The sequence below is a fragment of the Vibrio sp. V43_P6S15P86 genome, from assembly GCF_009904725.1.
Lineage (GTDB): Bacteria > Pseudomonadota > Gammaproteobacteria > Enterobacterales > Vibrionaceae > Vibrio > Vibrio diabolicus.
Window position 1 is genome coordinate 1 of the sequence record NZ_WXWT01000362.1, and the last position, 16,711, is coordinate 16,711.

Genomic DNA, 16,711 nt, shown 5'->3' on the forward strand with positions numbered 1-16,711 from the left:
GCCTATCTCTATGCATACACAACAAACTAATTTTGGAGAAAAAGCGTGGCTACAACTAATACAGCAGCACCACGTGATACGTGGGGGTCTAAACTAGGCTTCGTAATGGCAGCAGCGGGTTCCGCTGTCGGTTTAGGCAATATATGGAAATTCCCTTACACAGCGGGTGAGAGTGGCGGCGGTGCATTCGTTGCTATCTACCTTATCTTTGTTATTTTTATCGGCTTTAGCGTGATGCTGACAGAGTTCGCTATTGGTCGTAAGACAGGTCTTTCTGCCGTAGGTGCATTCAAAACAACTGACCGACGCTGGACGTTCACTGGCGTTATGGGAGTCTTCAGTGGTCTTTTGATCATGGGCTTCTACCCAGTGGTTGGTGGTTGGGCATTGGCCTACATCTTTAAAGTGGGCGGTGGTCTACTCAGCGCGCCAGAAGCAATTGGCGACAGCTTTGGTGGTTTCATCTCAGATCCGATTCAACCTTTAATGTGGATGGGTGTTTACCTGTTCCTTAACGTCATGATTGTGATGAAAGGGATTTCGGGTGGTATTGAGAAAGCCGGTAAGGTTCTGATGCCGCTTCTGTTCTTAATCCTAATCGTTGTTTCTGTTAAAGGCTTGATGCTGCCAGGTGCAATGGCTGGCCTTGAGTTCTTATTCATGCCGGACTTTTCTAAAGTCGATAGCAATGTGGTTCTTGCTGCACTAGGGCAGGCGTTCTTCTCACTTAGCTTAGGTATGGGCTGTATGATGACGTACGGTTCTTACCTGAAGAAGAAAGAGAACCTAGTTCAAACAACCGGTATGGTTACTGCGATGGATACAGGTGTCGCGATTCTTGCTGGTGTTGCTATGTTCCCAGCTATGTTTGCCTTCGGCATGGAACCTGCGGCAGGCCCAGGTCTTGTATTCGTTGTCGTTCCTCAACTATTTGCTGAAATGGGCGGTGTGATTGGGTTGCTATTCGCGTTGCTATTTTTCATCGGCTTGACGGTGGCGGCATTAACTTCTTCTGTATCATTACTGGAAGTTGTCGTGTCTTACCTAATCGACGAGAAAGGCATGAAGCGCTCTAACGCTGTTCTGTCTGCAAGTGCTGTCATGGCGGCACTATGTATCTTTGCGTCACTATCGTTAGGTGGAATGGGGCCAACGCTGTTCGGTACCGGTGCCTTTGATATCTTCGACTTACTAACGGACAAAATCTTCCTAGCGGTTGGTGGTATGTTGGTTTGTATCTTTGCAGGATGGCGCCTAAGCCGTGCTGAGCTAGAAAAAGAGATCACTAATGACGGCGAAGTATCTTTCCCGCTATTTGGATTGTGGTACAACCTAGTTAAATACTTGATTCCTGTTGCGATCGCTATTGTTGCCTTCATGGGGATTAAGTCTGGCTTTGACAGTGGCAAAGGTGAAATCATGCTGCTGGGTATCGCGATCATTGGTCTTGCTGGTATTTTCTCTAGAAAGCTCTAGCTCAGGCCTTGGGGCAAGCCTCGATAGCTTTGTCCGATAACTTATGTATACTGCTGGCTCCAAACGTGGAGCCAGTTTTTTTATGTTCGATATTCTACATACCCATCCCGATTTTCTGATCATCAATAAGCATCCCAACGTCTCTGTTCATAAAGACGATGGCGACACAATGCTGCTGCAAGAAGTGGCTAAGCAGAGTGGTGATGAGCAGCTCTATCTGATCCATCGCTTGGATAAAATGACATCGGGTATTCTGCTCCTCGGACGCAACGCCAAAGCGGCCAGTGCGTTATCGCAAGCCTTCGCTGACCGCCAAGTGGAAAAGTTCTATCTGGCGATTGGCTCTAAAAAGCCGAAAAAGAAACAAGGTTTGGTCGTTGGTGATATGGAGCGTTCGCGCCGTTCATCATGGAAGCTGGTCAACAGCAAAAATAACCCAGCCGTTACCCAGTTTTTCTCTCTTGCGGCAGAGCCAGGAGAGCGCCTATTTTTATGTAAGCCACACACTGGTAAAACGCATCAAATCCGCGTGGCATTAAAATCGGTTGGCTCAGGTATTGTTGGTGACCCGATTTACAATGCAGGCAATGAGGCTGATCGCGGTTATCTGCATGCATTTTCACTTTGCTTCCAATACCGAGATGAGCAATATCGCTTTGTTTGCGATCCACGAGAATACCAAGTGCTAGGTAGCAAATGGCACAGTGAAATCGTCTCTCAGGGTTTGGATACTTGGCTTTCCCCTTGGGAACTGAACTGGCCTACGATCAAATAACCATCACAAAGAAAACTAATAAGAGAACTCGATGCAAGCATCACAACTTCCGCTGTTCTTTCAGCATCTAGAAACCGAGCTCGCGCAAGCTCCGAATGAAATTCGTCGACTGTTTCATGGTCGTGGCCGCCGTTTTGAGGGCCTAGAGCAAATAACCTGTGATTGGTTACAAGGTCAGTTGATTATCAATTTGTTTAAAGAAGTCGACGACGCGTTTCTCGCTGAGCTGAAAAGCGGCCTCAATGTGTTGGCACAATCACAACTGTGGGCAGACAAGCAAGGTCGCACTATGGTTCTTCAGCACCGTTATGCCGATGGTGCGCCTTCAGAAGTGCTTGTCGGTGAATTAGACGCTCGCCCTGTCGTTGAAGAAAGCGGTTTGAAATACCAATTGGATATTGGCCGCAACCAAAACTTCGGTCTGTTTTTGGACATGCGCTACGGTCGTGATTGGGTACGGGAAAATGCGAAGCATAAAAACGTGCTTAACTTGTTTGCTTACACGTGTGGCTTTTCTGTCGCTGCCATTGCGGGGGGCGCAGATAAAGTGGTTAACGTCGACATGGCAAAAGCGTCGCTGTCTAAAGGTCGTGAGAACCACAAGCTAAATGGTCATAACATCAACCAGGTAAGCTTTATGGGGCACGATATCTTTAAATCGTGGGGTAAGATTAAAAAATCTGGTCAGTATGACTTGATTATCATCGATCCGCCTTCATTCCAGAAAGGCAGCTTTGCGCTGACTAAAGATTACAAAAAGATTCTACGTCGATTGCCGGATTTGTTGGCAGACGGCGGTCAAGTGATGGCATGTGTGAATTCACCATCTGTGACAAGCGACTTCTTGATTGAAAGCATGAAAGAAGAAGCGCCAGAGTTGACATACCGTGAGCGTCTGGATAACCCACCAGAGTTTATGGACGTAGACAGCGAAGCTGCATTGAAAGTGTTGTTATTCAGCTAAAAAACTCTCTGTCGCAATAGAAGAAAAATTAAACAAAAGCGCCGCGAAACATCTAAACAGACGTATCGCGGCGCCTTTTGGTATTTGGAAAACTAACCAATCTGCACTTCAAGATCCGCTTCGATGGTTGATGAGCAGGCGAGCACATAGCCTTGTTCAATTTCTTCTGGCGTTAATGTTTCTAGGCTGGTGGAAGAGACGTTGCCTTGACGAACCTTGCATTTGCACGAGCCACAAATGCCGCTACGACAAGCGACGATTAATGGTAAACCTGCGCCTTCAAGCACATCGGCCAATACTTGACCTTTTTGCGAATCGATGGTTTGAGCAAAGTCAGGAACAGAAACACGAACAACTTTATCGGAGACCGATGTTTCTGCGCCAGTCGCAGGCGTAAAACTCTCTTGGTAGAAGTTCGTCATGTCAAAACCAAGGTCATTCAAATAACCGTGAACATCTTGCATAAACTGGCTTGGACCACACAGGTAAACGGTGCGTTGCTTGAAATCAGGAACAAGCTCTTTAAGCCAGTCGGCATTCAAACGACCTTGTGGGTGTGACGTTCCTTCGCGGTTTTTTAGCAACAGCTTTAAATGGAAGTTGGGATACACAGAGTCGAACGTTTCTAGTTGATCGTAGTAAATCGTCTCTTCTGGGCTGCGTGCGATATGAAGAAATGCGATGTCCACATCGTTGTCGTTTTCATCTTGATTACTCAGCCAGTGTTTTGCCATCGAATATACGGGCGTGACGCCGCAACCTGCACTGATAAGCAAGGCTTTTGTTTCGCCATCACGTAACACGGGTGGATGGTCGATGCAGTTAAATTCGCCTGCTGGTGGTAATGCTTGAACGGTATCACCGAGCAGCAGCGAGTCAACGATGTAGTTCGATACTTTACCGCCAGATACTCGTTTGATGGTGAGTTGAAGGTGATCGTCTTCATTGATCGAGCTGATTGAATAGGCACGAAACTCCATTTTTCCATCAATTTCGACGCCCAAGTTAATAAACTGGCCAGGCTTAAACTGAAACAGAAGTGACTCTGTTAGCTCGGCTAATTTGATGCTGACGGTGTCGTGTGTTTCGAAGTATTTGTCGATGCAACGGAGTGTGACGGGTTGGTTACCTTGCCATTCAAAAAACATAACAATCTCTTTGGTTGTGGCTATTTTTAGTTCGAAATAGATAGCGCCTCCGCGTAAGGAGGCGCGAACAAGCAAGTTTATTAAGCTGCTAGGATGGCTTTTAGATCATCCTGAACATTGCCAATACTGCGCATATCGAACTTCTCTTGGATGATGGCGATTAGGTTTGGCGTTAGGAATGCCGGTGCAGTAGGGCCTGTGTAAATGCCTTTCACGCCCAATGCAAATAGCGTTAGCAAGATAACGATCGCTTTTTGCTCGAACCAAGAAAGTACAAGCGTGAGTGGCAGTTCATTGATGTCACAGTCAAACTCTTTCGCCAGTGCAAGTGCAAGCTGGATTGCAGAGTAAGCATCGTTACATTGGCCCACATCCAATAGGCGAGGGATACCGTTGATATCGCCGAACGTATTCTTGTTGAAGCGGAACTTACCACACGCCAACGTCAGGATTAGCGTATCTTCTGGCGCTTCAGCCGTAAAATCGGTGTAGTAGCTGCGTTCCGCTTTATCACCATCACAACCGCCGACTAGGAAGAAGTGTTTGATGTTGCCTTGCTTCACTTGATCGATAACCGCAGGGGCGGCGTTCATCAGTGCATTGCGACCAAAACCAACCGTGATATGGTGTTCGATTTCGTCGTGTTGGAAACCGTCTTGCGCTAGAGCACATTCAATTACTTGGCTAAAATCATCGCCTTCAATGTGAGCCACTCCAGGCCAGCCAACAATACTACGGGTGAATAGACGGTCTGCGTATTGACCTACATTTGGATTCAACAAACAGTTTGACGTCATTACGATTGCGCCAGGGAAGTTTGCGAATTCTTTCTGTTGGTTTTGCCATGCGCTGCCGTAGTTACCGACGAGATGAGGGTATTTCTTCAGCTCAGGGTAGCCGTGTGCAGGCAGCATTTCACCGTTGGTGTAAACGTTGATGCCTTTGCCTTCAGTCTGTTGCAGGATTTTTTCTAGGTCATGCAAGTCATGGCCAGAAACAAGAATGCATTTACCTTTTACTGGTTTGACGTTCACCGTGGTTGGTTCTGGATGACCGAAGGTCGTTGTTTCACCTTGGTCGAGCATTTCCATCACTTTATAGTTCATCAGGCCGACGCGCATTGAGCAATCAAGTAGTTCACCGAGATCTTCAGGATCAGCACCTAACCACGCCATGATTTCATGATATTCGGCATAGATATCGTTGTTGGTTTGCTCAAGAACACGAGCGTGCTCCATGTACGCGGCTGCACCTTTAAGTCCGTATAGGCAAAGTAGGCGCAGGCCAATAACATCTTCATGTACTTGGTCTTTACCACGGTTAACCGCAACTTGAGGAGCAAAAGCTAAGATTGCTTCTGCGCTGTTTGGTAGCTCAAAGTGAGCAACAGCAGGAATGTCAGCGACTTCGGTATCGGCGAGCGTGGCTGCAGACATCACTTGCTCTTTTAGCAATGCTTTGTACGTTGCAGCTTGAGAAGTCAGCTCTAGGACACGTTCAGGGTCGAAGTTTACGTTCGTCAATGTAGAGAAAAATGCTTTTGGTGCCCATTGGTTGATTTCATCGTTAATGATATTGAATTCAAGTGCTTTTGATGCCCAAAAAGAAACCCCTTGCAGTGTGTAAACCAACACGTCTTGTAGGTCTGATACTTCAGAAGTTTTGCCACACATGCCTTGTGCAAAAGAACAACCTTTAACAGCAGGGGTTTGAATTGTCTGTTCACATTGAATACAGAACATATTGGGTTCTCCAGTGATTGTTTTAATAGTCGTGATGTTGACCACTAGAGAGCAGAATGCGTGCCAATTGTTATCTTATTGATTTGTATTTAATTTTATCGTTTTTAGATGAGTGGTTGATGTAATTAAGACAACGCAGTTGATGTCTTAATTACATCGGCTTCTTGTGGTTGGTTATTTATTGATCCCGAGCTTTTTACCCATCCGATATAAGTTCCCGCGATCCATTTGCAAAAACTCCGCTGCTTTTGCCCAAACGCCACCAGTTTGGCTCAAAGCATGTTCAATTAAATCACGCTGATAGCTTTCTATTAGCTCTCGCATTGGCTGGCTTTCTTTAGGCAGATAATGCGATGTGTTTTTTACATCATCGAGAGCCAGTGAGGTGTCGAAATGGTTAAGCATGATCGTGCTAGCACCTTGTTGAATGGCGTGTAAAGCCGCGCGAGTTAAAGTGTGTTCGAGCTCGCGTACGTTTCCGTACCAAGGTAAAGATTCCAATTGAGTCAACACTTTAGGGTGAACGTGCAGATTGGGTGCATTGAATTGTTGGCGTACTTTTTCTAACAGGTATCCTGCTAAAACGGGAATATCACCGTCACGGGCACGCAGTGGGGGGACTTGGATTGGGAACACGTTCAAACGGTGGAAAAGGTCTGCTCGAAACGTGCCAGCTTCGACCTCTTTTTCTAATTGTCGATTGGTCGCGGCGATGATGCGCACATTGACCATCAAATGCTGATCGCTACCTACACGTTGCAGCTCGCCTTGCTGAATTACGCGCAGCAATTTTGCTTGCAAAATCAAAGGCAGTTCGCCTACTTCATCAAGGAAAATCGTTCCACCGTCTGCCAGTTCAAACTTACCGGCACGGTGGCTATTAGCACCTGTAAATGCGCCTTTTACATGACCAAACAGTTCACTTTCAGCTAGACCTTCAGGCAGGGCCGCACAGTTGACGTAAATCATCGGCTTATCGCTACGATGAGATTGCGCGTGCACCGAGTGCGCGACCAGTTCTTTACCAGTACCGGTCTCTCCTGTGATAAGTACCGCGTAATCTGATTGAGCAACGGTCGCAATGTTGTTTCGTAACTGGTTGATCTGCTGGCTCAAGCCTACCATTTCGCCATGTTGGGAACGGGCTTGTTGGATAAGGGTTTGAGTGACGCTTTTCTGCTTTTGGTTTTGTGCTTTGAGCGCTTTTAATTGAGCAATGTTACGCAATGTCGCCGCGGTCAAAGCCGCCAAAGTTTCGATAGCGACAGGGTCAATGTCATCAAACGCGCCCACCGTTAGGGCATCCATCGTTAGTGCGCCAACAAGTTGTCCTTCCACATACAAGCTAAAGCCCATGCAATCGTGTACATCAATGCACTGGTCTTCGGTTAATAGTGTGCCGTCAAAAGGATCAGGCAGTGAACAATCGGCATCGAAACGTACAGGTTCTCGGCTATGAATAATGGCATCTAAACGAGGGTGCGCTTTGGGGAAATAGCGACGACCTAAGACCGAGCTGGATAAGCCTTTTACCGCGACAGGAGTCAGAAACCCATCCTCATCGAAGATAAACAGGCAGCTCGCATCACATGGGAATACTTGCGCGACCCCATCAATGAGGTTTTGATATTGTTGCTCGTGAGAGCGATTAGAGCTGAGGTTTAGCGCGATATTAAGGAGTACGTGGTCAACAGTCGGAGTCATAACAAGCCCAAAGTTATCTGGAATGGGCTCATGCTAGCAGTTTGATGTCATTTGAACATCGAAAGGTATGGGAGATTGATGTTCCATTGACGACGATCAAACTTGATACAAATAGAATCGCGCAAGCCGATAAGTAAGCAATGTACGCTTGCGCGGATTAAGCTCTTTGAAACAAAACAGCAGACCAATGGAAAGGAGTAACCGCGTTCAAATTAGCGAGGAACAACCCTTGCTTCATTGCCAGACATGTTGATTTGAACGGCTTGGCCTGGCTGAAAAATCATGTTTGGGTTTGCTTCTTGAACGACAGAGATTATTTTCCCATCCTCTAAGCGAATGGTCAGATTCACACCATTTCGTTTCGCCGTTGCTTCAGCGGCTTTACTGCCGGCATAACCACCCAGCAGACCACCACCAATAGCTGCGATATCCGAGCCAGAGCCGCCCCCGACTTTTGAGCCTAATATACCACCCACGGCGGCACCAGCGATTGTACCTATGGCGTTGGATTGGGTAGAGGCATCAATGGTTACTGGTTCAACTTTTTCAATCGTTCCGTAGTAAACCTGCTGAACTTTGCGTGTGTCTGAAGAACCGTATGCATCTCCGTACGGGTTAGGTGAGGTACAGCCGCTAAGCATAACAATACAAGACATGATGAGCAGCATACCTAGCTTGACGTATTTTTTCATATAGCCTCCGAATGATTTCTCTCCATCCAAAGAGTATATACCCCAATTTAATATGTGCTTTAGTGTTTTTAAAACAGTGACTTAGCGGCTGTTCTCTCAAGACAACATGAACTTCTAAGTGGTTTAATGGCCTTTAAGCGTATGAAACCCAGAGTAAATACGTGTGAATGTGGTAAACCAACATGCTGCACCAAAGATATAGGCTATGACGGCAAAGTGTTGCGGTAGCAAACAAAATAGCACCAAACAACCAATGGTTTCAGTGCCTTCGGTTAAGCCGCTCATGTAGTAGAGGGATTTGTGTTTATATACCGGATTATCGATGCCTTGTTTTCCTGCCATGATGGCAAAAGCCAAAAAGCTACTCCCAGTCCCGACGAAGGAAAAAATCAAAAATGCCCCTGCAATGGCATTTTGTTCTGGATTGGCCAACACAAAACCAAAAGGAATCAAGGAATAGAACAGAAAATCCAAGCTGATATCGAGAAAGCCTCCGGCATCGGTAATGCTTTGAATCCTCGCCAGTGCACCGTCTAATCCATCACAGATTCTATTCAGCAAAATAAACAGCAACGCCAACAAGTATTGTTCGGCGATCAAAGCCGGCAGGGTAAAACAGCCAAGCACAAAGCCAAATACTGTCGTTTGATTTGCGGTGATACCACATTTGTCGAGGTATGTCGCACTGAGTGCCAGCGGTTTGCGGATGAGCTTTATACTCAGGCTATCAAGCATGGTTTGTCTCCCACGGCCAGTTTAGGCAGCGGCTGCCATTGGGAATGTCGTCTTCATCGTGCGTTACCATCAAAGTAGGGATGTTCGCTTGTTGCAATTGCTCGACCACCCAATTGCGAAATTGTACGCGCAGATCTTTATCTAACTTGCTGTAGGGCTCATCGAGTAGCGCAACTTTCGGCTTTGCCAACAGCATACGAGTCAAAGCAATACGGGCACGTTGTCCTCCGGAGATTTGATCTGGGAAGGATTCGGCAAGTTTGGTCAATGAAATGTTCTTCAGTGCTTGCATGGCGTGAGCTTTACGCTCTTCACCTTTGATTGAGTTTGGTAGCGCGAAGGCAAGGTTCTCCCACACCGTTAAATGAGGGAAGAGCAAATCGTCTTGGAATAGAATACCGACCTGACGCTTATGGGCAGGGAGGGCATCCAACTTTTCGTTATCAAGCGTAATGGAGCCAGAGTAGTTGAACTCGGCGGAGAGGTGTCCAGCAATGGCATCCAACAAAGTGGATTTACCACAACCGCTTGGCCCCATCAGAGTAACAATTTCACCTTTCTCTACGGTCATGTTGAACGCTGAGAAAAGCGCGTCGCCATTGGTTTTACGGATGGCGAGGTTTTCGAGACAAAGACTCATTCAGTAGTAAACCTTTTATAGACAAGCGGCGATACTTCCTGTGCAAGTGGCTAAGCAGTATCGCAAAAGAGAAGAACAAGAATGGCAGCAGAGCTTGCCAAATGGCGTAAATCGCGGTGACACGTCGGTCAAAACCACTGGATAGTGCAACGGCTTCGGTTGTGATGGTGCTAATGCGCCCAGCCCCTAGCACCAATGTCGGTAGGTATTGCGCCAGACTTACGCTAATACCGACCGCCCATGCGAATGCAATCGCAGGTAGTAAAATTGGCAGTTTCACTTTTAACCAAGCTTGCATTGGTGATTTACCTAAGCTGAGTGCGACTCGAGTTAAGCCGTTGTCGAAGCTGCGCCACGGACCGTCTAGCGAGAGGTAAATAAATGGGAATGCGAAGAACACATGCGCCCAGCATACCCAAAAGAAATACGCGTTACTGTTAAAATACAGTGTCACTACTTGCATACCGAATAGCACCGATAGCTGAGGAATCAGCATTGGGATGGCGATAATGTAACCGGGCACCTGCCAGCGATAACGAAGGCGATACTCATGTGCGATCAAGGCAAAGGCTAGAGCGACGGTCGCGCTGATAACGGCAATCAGCATGCTCTGCTCCAGCGTGCCAAGAATGCTGTGCCACTCATATTCCCAAAATCGCAGGCTGTAGCGGCTTGGTAGTAAATCTGGAAAGCGCCAGCGTTGAGCAAAGCTCCATATCACCATGAGTGGAATCATTAGAAGTGCGAGTAGCGCAATCAGTGAAAACAGGGTCTTACCGGGTAAACGAAACCCGTTTCGACCAGAGTACTGCCAGCGTTTGAAGCCTTTGGTAATACACCATTCCATTAAGCGTGCAAATCCAATCAAAAGGCTAGCGATCGCAAACAACACGACCGCGCCTGCGGCTGCTCTTGGTAGTAGCGATAAATCTGGGTCGTTAAACCACTGCCATACCAAAACCGCAAATGTTGGTGGGTTGGTGGGGCCAATAATCAATGCAACATCGACAACCGACAAGCTGTAAGCCAATACCGCCAGCATTGGAAAGCGCAGTTTTGCTATCCACTGTGGGAACACGCATTTCCACCACGCTTGCGCCGAACTGTAGCCCATTGAGTGACTGACTTTTTCAATCTTATCGACTTTCAATTGCTGAAGAATTGGAATACTCATCAACAATAAAAACGGCACTTCTTTAATCGCAAGCATGATGATCAAACCGAGTGCATGCGGATCTTTAATCAGCAATGCTAAGTCATTCACCGTTTGCGCATTGGGATCGTAACCAAACAGTTGGTTGAGAACCCTAACGCCCATACCAGTTGGGGCAAACAAGAACGCAAAGCCAATCGCAAACGCTACGTGCGGCATGGCAAGAAGTGGTGAGAGGCTTACTTCAATTTTTCGCCAAAACTTGCTGCCCCACGATGCTTGCAAAATCGCAAATGTGATCAAGCAAGCCAAGTAGCTACTGAAAATGGCAGAGTAGAAAGTAAGCCCGATGGATGTCCAAACACCCTCCCAATCAAAAACAGCGTTAAAGCCATCTAAAGAAAAGTGGTGCAAGCCGATAGGAGGCACATAACCGAGCGCAGAGACCACCACTCCGAGTAGTCCCGGAATGGTAGGCAAAATACAAACTGCGATAATGACTAAATATAGCGCTCTTAACATGGGCTCTTATTAATTTCCGTAGAGTTTCAACCATTCTTTTTCTAAGGCAGATTGCCAGCTTGGATGCGGCTCAGCGATAGATTTGAATTGTTGAGTATGTTTAGCCGAACCTGTTAGGTATTGGCTGCTTAGCACTGAAGGATCGCCCCAGATGTTAAGGTTACCTTTGCGAGATTGTGCTTCAGGGCTCAATAAAAAGTTTATCGCAACTTGCGCACCAGCACTGGCATTTGCGTTCCAAGGAATCGCTAAGAAGTGAATGTTTGAGAGTGCACCTGCGTCCATCGCATACGCTTTGGTGCTCTCTGCAAGATTACCGCTCGACTGCGCAGAGAAAACCGCGTTCGGGTTAAAGGTAATTGCCAGGTCAGTCTGACCATCATCCAGTAGTTGAAGGGTTTCTGCTGTACCGCCTGGAAACTGTTTACCACCGCGCCAAGCGACTTTATGGAACTCATCTAGGTAAGCCCACAGCGGTTGAGTGATTTGCTCAAATGTTTCACCAGTGACTGGTTTTTGTAAAGCGGGATCGTTGTTGGTCAACTCAATTAACAGTGCTTTAATAAAGCTTGTGCCATGAAACTCTGGTGGGCGAGGGTAAGTTAGGCGATTTGGAAACGCTTTTGCGTAACTCAGCATTTCTGCGAATGATCGAGGAGGGTTATGCAGGGTTTGCTCATCATGGATAAACACTAATTGCCCCACACCCCAAGGTGCTTCCAGACCTTCAGTCGGCTCTGAAAAATCCACATCAATTGGCAATGATTTATCGACGTATTGCCAGCTTGGCAAACCTTCAACAAAAGGACCAAACAGCAATTGGTTATCCTTCATTGATTTGAAGTTTTCGCCATTGATCCAAACCATATCAACACTGCCACCGTTGTTTTTACCTGCGGCTTTTTCTGCGATAAGTCGAGTGGTGGTCTCAGAAATATCGGTGACTTTAACGTGGTTTAGCGTCACGTTATAACGCGATTTTAGCTCTCTACTCGCCCACTGGATGTAGCGATTAATTTCTTGGCTTCCGCCCCAAGCATGAAAGTAGACGGATTGTCCGTCGGCTTGTTGTTCGATTTTTTGCCATTCACTAGCAACCGATGAGTTGGCAAAAGAAGATGTCGCGAAAGTGGTGGCTAAAATGCCAACGGTACTGAGTAGCTTTTTCATATCTATTCCGTGTTATGTCTTTTTATTCTCGTTTCCGGCGTTATTGACGTCTAAACAAGTCGCTCCGCTTTGTTACAAGGATAGTAATCCATCTCTCTCTATTATCAATGGCAATCCCAAACGGAATCACTCATTGATTCAAAGAATTATTCTCAATGTGAAGCAAAACGAAGAAAGGACAATTCTGGTGTCGTTTTAGGTATACAAGAGCAGACCGCTTGTTTGACGATATTCTTTCAAGTAATTGAAAATTATTGTCCTCAAGCAATTTCGATATGTTGATTTGGAAGACTGAACCCGCGTCGTAGACGTGGCGTTGAGGGCGTAAAGAGGGAAAGAGTTTGTCGTTTTAAACGATTTTGCTAACCGAAACGTGCGAAACAGACATCCTGCCTGCTTTGATATGGATTAGGAGGCATAAAAAAAGCAGCCATTTTATGGCTGCTCTTAGAATATGAAATGGGACTTAGTTTACCCAATCACGCAACTGAAACGTTAGTTCGTGAACGTCATTTTTAAGCATTAGCCCTTCTTTGGTTAGCGTTATATCACTCCATTCAGTAAGAGTTTCAGACATCGCTTGCTCAATTTTCATTTGGTCATCCATACACATCTTCATGGTCATTCCCATTTTTTCGATGCGTAGTTGATTGTTTTTTAGTTCAGCTTGACCAAAGAAGTTGTTGCACCCCGCGTTACCATTTGCAGTCAGATTTTCTCCGATTTCTAAGCGAGGCGCTTGCTGACGTTCTTTTAATTCGATGTTTTTACCATCAATCTGAACCAGCTCCCAATTATGGTGCTGTAAATCTTGAGCCGTAATTTCTTTCACATTGTCACCGTTGCTAGCACATGCAGTCATAAGAACAGGAAGAGAGATTGCTGTAACTAACGTTTTTAGGCTAAGCTTCATTTTATAGACTCCGTTTTTAGAAAACGTGGTAAGTATAGGTAATAAAACACTGTTTTTGTCAGCATAAGGTAATAGTTTCGTATTACTGTGACAGAGTCCAGTTTATATACTCAAACGGCTTCAAGGTGCAAGATGTATAGCACTGTTGGGAGCGTATATTGAAGTCGTTATAATATCATTACAGCACAGCGAGCAAAAAACGGTTAGAGCATGGAGCAACTAGAGTTTTTTACCGTCCCAAACCCTTGCGTTGGTATTTGTAGTGTGGACGAAAAAGGGTATTGCAAAGGATGTATGCGTAAAAGAGAAGAGCGATTTAACTGGCTCACTTATACGCCTGCTCAACAGTTGCATGTAATTAAGCTATGCCGTCAGCGCTATAGAAGAAAGGTATTGGCAGGGAAGGGAAAGGCAGAAGAGTCTCAAGAAGAATTATCACCACAGCAAAATCTCTTTTAAATTTCGAATTATCCCGGCTCGGCAATAATCAATGATGAGCCGGGACTGTATTAGCTCTTACTATGCGGTGCGTGTAAGGCAAACTCGTTAAATTAGCGCTACTTCATTGACCAACGGTCACTGACCCATCCCCCAGCATGTTCGTCAAAGTGGCTTCCTGAAAATCGATGATTGAATTCAACATCTAATTTACTTGTCGGGCGTTCATCCATCAGCTGATGAATGTATCTCGCCATAGGATCCGTGCAAGCTTCGCGCTCTCTACGGGTAACCACTTCTTTGATCATTTGAAGTCTGTAGCTATTGCTGGCTCGTTTCATTTTTGACCTCCTGAACTCGATGGCAGCAGTTTGAACATATTGACGTCCAGATCGCTGCTCATTGGTGAACGCTTGGCGGCGAATCACCTTCGTTTTAGGTCAAAAAGACAAATTGTTTGAGAGCAGTGTTTGTAACGCCATTCACATCTTTCCTAGAATCATCCACTAAGCTACGAAACTTCATAGCGAAAAGTTAGTTGATGAATCTGTATTTTCGAAAGACCTTATCAAACATAGAAGCCCAGCACATGGGCGTCAACAACACAAATGAATAATTTTTGAACACTTTATGAAGGGCGATAATTTTCAGCACTTTAACGAAAATAAAAAAACCGAAGCGTCACGCTTCGGTTTTTAGGGAGGCTCTGACGGAACAACTTCTAAAAGCTCTTCACGTCAGAGTGTAAGGTGTTTTTAGCTATTAGTTGCCGGGCAACCTTTCACAGCTTGACCGTTACTGAAGTACTTGATGTTTTCTAAGTTCTTGTTGTAGCTATCCGCAGAGATCTGTGGGTTATTTACGAAGAACTCACGTAAAACGTATGCATCGGTTAGCTGGGTAGATTGAACATCGATGATTGGATAGTTATCGCCACCAGCAGCACTGAAGCTGATTACAGAGAATGTGTACGTTGCGTCTAGATCGAAGCCTTTATTGTTAATGTCGGTAATGGTTACTGAGCCAGCATCACAATTTACATCTAAAGTGATGTTATCTAGTTGAGCGTAAGCACCAGAGCCTGCAGATTTCGTCGCAACCACATCTAGGTATTCTTTAACTTCTTTACCTGTCATAGTTGCTTTAGTCACGAAGTTACCAAATGGCTGAACGGTTAGTACATCACGGTAAGTGATATCACCATCTTGGATTGAATCACGCACACCGCCAGAGTTCATCACACCAAAGTCAGCACCTACCGTTTTGTAAGTACGGTATGCTTCGCCCAGTAGATGACCTAGGTTAGTTTGTTGAGAGCGAACTACGTTACGATCACCTTCTAACTTACCCGTCGTATTAGAAATCTTCTCATCTAATAACTCTTGACCTTGCTGTTGGTATGGCAGTAGTAACGCTTTTACCGTCGCATCTTGTTGAATGCGTTCACCGATCACTTCATCGTTGTCGTCCAAAAGGTTTACAGGAATCAGTGCGTAGTTCGCTAAGTGAAGCTTACCGTCGTAATATTCGAAGTCCGCACGACCCACATATTTACCCCACTCATGCGCTTGCATAATCCAAGTGCCTTTTTGTTGGTCTGGCGCGCAATCATCACCAGGTTTGAAATCAGCATACTCATTGGTACCTGGCTCCATACACACTGGGTTTTGTGAGTGACCACCGATGATAGCGTCTAGTTGTCCCTCTTCAAGAGAGCGAGCGAGCTTCACGTCCCCTGGTGCTTCACTACCATTGTTACCATCTTGGTAGTGACCCATGTGCGTCGTTGCAAATACTAGGTCTACTTTTTCGTTTTCTTCGATTTCCTTAAGTACTTTTTTGATTTCAACTTGAGGGTCTTCGAAGTGGATGTTTGATACGTTGTCTGGATTAACGAGCTTCGCTGTGTCCTGGGTGGTTAGACCAATAACAGCGATCTTAAGGCCGTTGATAGTAAATACTTTGTAAGGGTCGAAGTAACGCTCATTGGTATCTTTCTTATAGATATTCGCAGCCAGCATAGGGAAGTCAGCTAGCTCAGCTTGCATGTCGAGAATATCTAGTGAGTTATCAAACTCGTGGTTACCGACAGCCATTGCATCGTAACCAAGTAGGTTCATCCCTACGAAGTCTGGAACCGCATCTTGCATGTCTGATTCTGGTACGCCGGTATTAATATCACCGCCAGATAGCAGAATGGTTTCACCGCCTTTTGCTTCGACTTCTGCGCGAATAGATTCGATTAAAGTGTGACGCGCAGCCATGCCATATTCGCCGTCGCTGTTATGCCAAAAGCGACCGTGGTTATCGTTAGTGTGGAGAACGGTGAACTTAGTACAAGAATCTGCAGTCTCGCAGGTTACTGGAGAATTATCGCTGTCTGAGCCGCATCCTGCTAGCGCAGCGCCCACTGCCATTACCAAAAGAGATTTGGAAAACTTCATAAGGGATCCTTTCTTTGTGATTTTGTTATTGTTACGGCGTGAAATATACGGAATTAATGTGAAACTTTAGTGATCTATCTCTTATTTATACTTCTATCGGAGACATGAATTAATAAGCCTGCAAACTACGTCTCCAATTAAACAGAAATAGTTTTTAGTATATTGAAATTAGAGGGAGGGGGTTATTTTGTGAAG

The 16,711-nt window shown here is 45.7% G+C and carries 15 protein-coding genes; 4 read left to right on the forward strand and 11 right to left on the reverse strand.

Annotated features, from left to right (window positions below; all coding sequences use genetic code 11):
* Nucleotides 1-105 precede the first annotated feature (105 nt).
* The 3 genes from CAG69_RS16445 (at nt 106) to CAG69_RS16455 (ending at nt 3,215) form a co-directional block, all read left to right on the forward strand.
* Nucleotides 106-1,476 carry a sodium-dependent transporter gene (locus CAG69_RS16445; RefSeq protein WP_043884644.1) on the forward strand — a complete coding sequence of 457 codons (1,371 nt, stop codon included), beginning with the start codon at nt 106-108 and terminating at the stop codon, nt 1,474-1,476.
* An 82-nt stretch (nt 1,477-1,558) separates the two neighbouring features.
* A complete protein-coding gene (locus CAG69_RS16450; RefSeq protein WP_021449260.1) occupies nt 1,559-2,251 on the forward strand; it encodes a TIGR01621 family pseudouridine synthase in 693 nt (230 codons plus the stop codon).
* A 31-nt stretch (nt 2,252-2,282) separates the two neighbouring features.
* A complete protein-coding gene (locus CAG69_RS16455) occupies nt 2,283-3,215 on the forward strand; it encodes a class I SAM-dependent methyltransferase (RefSeq protein ID WP_161445199.1) in 933 nt (310 codons plus the stop codon).
* Nucleotides 3,216-3,307: 92 nt separating this feature from the next.
* On the opposite strand, the gene CAG69_RS16460 is transcribed toward CAG69_RS16455, so the two are convergent.
* From CAG69_RS16460 to CAG69_RS16500, 9 genes are all read right to left on the reverse strand, one after another.
* A complete protein-coding gene (locus CAG69_RS16460; RefSeq protein WP_161445201.1) occupies nt 3,308-4,363 on the reverse strand; it encodes a hybrid-cluster NAD(P)-dependent oxidoreductase in 1,056 nt (351 codons plus the stop codon).
* 80 nt (nt 4,364-4,443) lie between these two features.
* Entirely contained in the window at nt 4,444-6,105 is a 1,662-nt protein-coding gene (gene hcp / locus CAG69_RS16465; protein WP_161445203.1) for a hydroxylamine reductase, read from the reverse strand.
* A 174-nt stretch (nt 6,106-6,279) separates the two neighbouring features.
* Nucleotides 6,280-7,809 carry a nitric oxide reductase transcriptional regulator NorR gene (gene norR / locus CAG69_RS16470; protein ID WP_161445205.1) on the reverse strand — a complete coding sequence of 510 codons (1,530 nt, stop codon included), beginning with the start codon at nt 7,807-7,809 and terminating at the stop codon, nt 6,280-6,282.
* Between the two features lie 212 nt (nt 7,810-8,021).
* Entirely contained in the window at nt 8,022-8,501 is a 480-nt protein-coding gene (locus CAG69_RS16475; RefSeq protein ID WP_005393265.1) for a glycine zipper 2TM domain-containing protein, read from the reverse strand.
* Nucleotides 8,502-8,624: 123 nt separating this feature from the next.
* A complete protein-coding gene (locus tag CAG69_RS16480; protein WP_161445208.1) occupies nt 8,625-9,236 on the reverse strand; it encodes a CDP-alcohol phosphatidyltransferase family protein in 612 nt (203 codons plus the stop codon).
* The gene (locus CAG69_RS16485) at nt 9,229-9,876 is read right to left on the reverse strand and encodes an ATP-binding cassette domain-containing protein (protein WP_161445210.1); all 648 of its coding nucleotides are present in this window, start codon (nt 9,874-9,876) and stop codon (nt 9,229-9,231) included. The genes CAG69_RS16480 and CAG69_RS16485 overlap by 8 nt, the downstream gene beginning before the upstream one ends.
* Nucleotides 9,842-11,551, reverse strand: a complete 1,710-nt coding sequence (locus CAG69_RS16490; RefSeq protein WP_161445211.1) for an ABC transporter permease — start codon at nt 11,549-11,551, stop codon at nt 9,842-9,844. The genes CAG69_RS16485 and CAG69_RS16490 overlap by 35 nt, the downstream gene beginning before the upstream one ends.
* Before the next feature lie 9 nt (nt 11,552-11,560).
* The gene (locus CAG69_RS16495; protein ID WP_161445213.1) at nt 11,561-12,721 is read right to left on the reverse strand and encodes an ABC transporter substrate-binding protein; all 1,161 of its coding nucleotides are present in this window, start codon (nt 12,719-12,721) and stop codon (nt 11,561-11,563) included.
* Nucleotides 12,722-13,187: 466 nt separating this feature from the next.
* The gene (locus tag CAG69_RS16500) at nt 13,188-13,634 is read right to left on the reverse strand and encodes an META domain-containing protein (RefSeq protein WP_161445215.1); all 447 of its coding nucleotides are present in this window, start codon (nt 13,632-13,634) and stop codon (nt 13,188-13,190) included.
* A gap of 210 nt (nt 13,635-13,844) precedes the next feature.
* On the opposite strand from CAG69_RS16500, the gene CAG69_RS16505 reads away from it, so the two are divergent.
* The gene (locus CAG69_RS16505) at nt 13,845-14,093 is read left to right on the forward strand and encodes a DUF1289 domain-containing protein (RefSeq protein WP_048626242.1); all 249 of its coding nucleotides are present in this window, start codon (nt 13,845-13,847) and stop codon (nt 14,091-14,093) included.
* A 98-nt stretch (nt 14,094-14,191) separates the two neighbouring features.
* Here CAG69_RS16505 and CAG69_RS16510 read toward each other — a convergent pair whose 3' ends face one another.
* The gene (locus CAG69_RS16510) at nt 14,192-14,413 is read right to left on the reverse strand and encodes a hypothetical protein (protein ID WP_005393249.1); all 222 of its coding nucleotides are present in this window, start codon (nt 14,411-14,413) and stop codon (nt 14,192-14,194) included.
* 414 nt (nt 14,414-14,827) lie between these two features.
* Complete coding sequence (gene ushA, locus CAG69_RS16515) at nt 14,828-16,516, reverse strand: bifunctional UDP-sugar hydrolase/5'-nucleotidase UshA (protein WP_041852973.1); 1,689 nt, start codon at nt 16,514-16,516, stop codon at nt 14,828-14,830.
* Nucleotides 16,517-16,711: the final 195 nt, after the last annotated feature.